This window comes from uncultured Corynebacterium sp. (genome assembly GCF_902782855.1).
GTDB lineage: Bacteria > Actinomycetota > Actinomycetes > Mycobacteriales > Mycobacteriaceae > Corynebacterium.
In genome coordinates, this window is record NZ_CACZOO010000022.1 from 1 (window position 1) to 2781 (window position 2781).

Sequence of the window (2781 nt, forward strand, 5' to 3'; positions counted from 1 at the left end):
CACCCTTTCGGGCCGGTGACCGGCGGTGTCGGTCGCGCTGACTCGACATAATCTACACAGGTGCTCCAGGCACCACAAATGACCAGGTAGAGGCCATTTTCACTCTGCAGCTCCGCGGGGCGTCCCGAATCCGGACCACTCCGTTGTGTCCCGGTCCGTGCGCAGGGAGCACCGGGAGACCAACCAGGCCGCGAGCGGGACCACCGCCAGCGATCCGACCACGAGAACGGGCACACCGCCAGACAGGCTCGACCACCCCGCCCCCCACCCGGACGCTCCCGGGGACCACACCAGGTAGAGCAGTCCGACAACGGACGCGGCACCGACCATGACGGCGATGATCGAGGCCCATCCCGGGAGGGCTTTGTCCACCAGGGCCGCGACAATGCTCACCAGCACCACGATCACCCCGGTGGCCGCCCCGGCGACGAGGACGGGGACCGCGTCCGACGGTTCGTCGATCGCCGACAGCGGATTGGCGTCCACCCAACCCAGTCGGCCGACGAACACTCTGTCCAGGCCCACAGCCGCACCGGCCCCGACCACGCCGGCGACCGGCACCACCGCACTTTCCCGGAGCACCACCTGCCGCCATCCTTTACGGGAGCCGCTGAAGACCAGCTCCGTGGTGAGTATCCGGGACAGTTCCTGACCAGTGATGATCGCCGCCATACCGACCACGATCATCAGGACCGGCATCACCGTGTCCACGGCGGACGGCAGGCCGATCCGCACCACGATCTGCCCCACGACCAGCGCGACGAGTGCCCACAGCACAGGACGCCACCGCCGACGGACCGCCACCACGACCAGCTGCCGGCCTCCGGATCCCGCGGCCGGGGGGCGACGGACCGGGGAGCCCGGGCAACGCTCGGGGGACTTCTCCGGAGTCGCCGGTGTGTCCCCGCTCGCCCCGGTGGGGATCGCCCGCACCACCAGCAGGACCAGGGCCAGTACCGCGCCCGCACCCAGGCACCACCAGGGCAGGCCACCGGACAGGACATTGGCTGCGGCATTCACCCCGAAGGCGACCACACAGAAGACCGCGGTCACCAGGATCACCGTGATACGGTGCCGCCGCTGGTCGGCGGTGGCGAATCCGAAGGCCCGCAGCTGCTCACCGGTCAGTGCCACGGTCATCATCAGTCCACTGGGCAGGAGCCCGAGCAGAACGACGGCGCTGATGCGGTACCACGCCCCCTCGCTCCCCATGACGATGATGAGCACCTGGAACACCAGCGCGTAGACGAGGTACATCCGGTGCGAGAGCACCGTACTGCGGCAGATCCGCAGGTGCGTCCGCCAGGGCAGGACCCCGGCCCTCCCCGCCTGGCCTGTCAGTCCTGTGTGTCCTGTCTGCCCTGTCCGCCCTGCCACTGGCATCACCGCTCACCGCCCCTCGCGAGCACCGCGTGCTCCAGATCGGGTTCACTGAGCCGGAGTCCGAGGTCGCGGGCACATTCACCGAGGGCGGCATCCGTCACGGAGGCCGCCAGGGTGACACGGCGCCGCCCCGCTGCGGCGTCCTCCCTGAGGACGGGAATCCGCAGGTTGTCGAGGAGGGACGCCACCGCAGCCGACGCCCCCTCGACGACCGCCGTGGCGCGGGTCAGGTCATCGACCGGGCAGACCTCGGTCACCCGGCCATGGTCGATGAGGATGACGGAGTCGAGGAGCAGCGCGGCGTCCTCCACATGGTGGGTGGAGATGATCCAGGTACGGTCCGGGTCGGCGGTGATCTCGTCGAGCAGGACGCCGTACAGCAGGTCACGGTTCTGGACGTCGAGGCCGAGGTACGGTTCGTCGAGCAGTGTGACCCGCGCGCGGACGCCAAGCCCGATCACCAGGCTGGCCAGGGTCTTCTGCCCGCGGGAGAGTCTGGAGAAGTTCGCCTCCGGATCCACGCAGAACCGTTCCACCAGCCGGCCGGCGAAGGATTCGTCCCAGGTGGTCCAGCGGGCGGCGGCGATGTCCATGAGCGTGCGCACCGACATGTCCGGCGGATAGGGCACGTCCGCGCCGGCGAGAACCAGGTGGTCGAGGACGCCCGGGTTGTCCTGCAACGGCGGCCCGTCCGCACCGAGGGTGAGGACGCCACGGACGCGGACCTGCCCGGCCAGCGCCCGCAGCAGCGTGGTCTTGCCCGCACCGTTGCGTCCGATGAGGCCGTAGACATGACCGAGGGGAATATCACAGGTCACGGCGTTGAGCGCGGTGGTGCGTCCGAAAGTCTTCGTGACGTTGTGGAGGTGGAGGGCGGATGCGGTTGTGAGGGTCATGCTGCTGCTCCTTGCCTGTCGCGGGGCTGTCTTGTCTGTCGGGAACGGATGATGCGGGTGCTGATCCAGTCCGGGCGGCCGGTCACCACCTCATGGCTGGCGTAACTGAGGAAGACCAGTGTGACCAGCCCGACCCAGGCGATCTGCAGCCATGAGCCGCCGACCTGGGTGAGCCCGTCCCACCGGGACTGCGGGCAGAAGGTGAGGAAGACGTTGACCATCAGGAACCAGAGGATCGCCGCCCCGATGTCCTCGTAGGAGAAGACGACGGCCAGCGCACCGGCCAGGACCCCGGCGGCAGGACGAGGAACCAGTTGCCGACGGTGCGTTCGGCCCGCAACCGGTGGTGACGGTGGTGACGGTGGTGACGGTGGGGCGTCCATGGCAGCTCCGGCGTCCGCAACGTCCTCCACGGAAAGCAGCGAGAGGCTGACCGGGCCGAGGCCCGGCGGCGTCTGCGGTGCTGAACCCGGGTAGCGGAGCGTGAGGTCGCGTGAGGTCG

The 2781-nt window shown here is 69.3% G+C and carries 3 protein-coding genes; all 3 read right to left on the reverse strand.

The features are described 5' to 3' along the window. Window positions 1-99 precede the first annotated feature (99 nt). Window positions 100-1257, reverse strand: a complete 1158-nt coding sequence (locus tag QZV72_RS01020) for a hypothetical protein (protein ID WP_297004139.1) — start codon at window positions 1255-1257, stop codon at window positions 100-102. A gap of 125 nt (window positions 1258-1382) precedes the next feature. Further along, window positions 1383-2279 (reverse strand): ABC transporter ATP-binding protein, encoded by an 897-nt coding sequence (locus tag QZV72_RS01025; protein ID WP_297004142.1) that lies wholly within the window; start codon window positions 2277-2279, stop codon window positions 1383-1385. Beyond that, window positions 2276-2781: hypothetical protein (locus QZV72_RS01030; protein ID WP_297004143.1), on the reverse strand; the 506-nt coding region annotated here is incomplete at its 5' end. The genes QZV72_RS01025 and QZV72_RS01030, both read right to left, overlap by 4 nt.

Excerpts from the sequence above, each read along its gene's own strand:
- QZV72_RS01020 (WP_297004139.1), bottom strand. The coding sequence starts at position 1,257 with ATGTACCTCGTCTACGCGCTGGTGTTCCAGGTGCTCATCATCGTCATG.
- QZV72_RS01025 (WP_297004142.1), bottom strand. The coding sequence starts at position 2,279 with ATGACCCTCACAACCGCATCCGCCCTCCACCTCCACAACGTCACGAAG.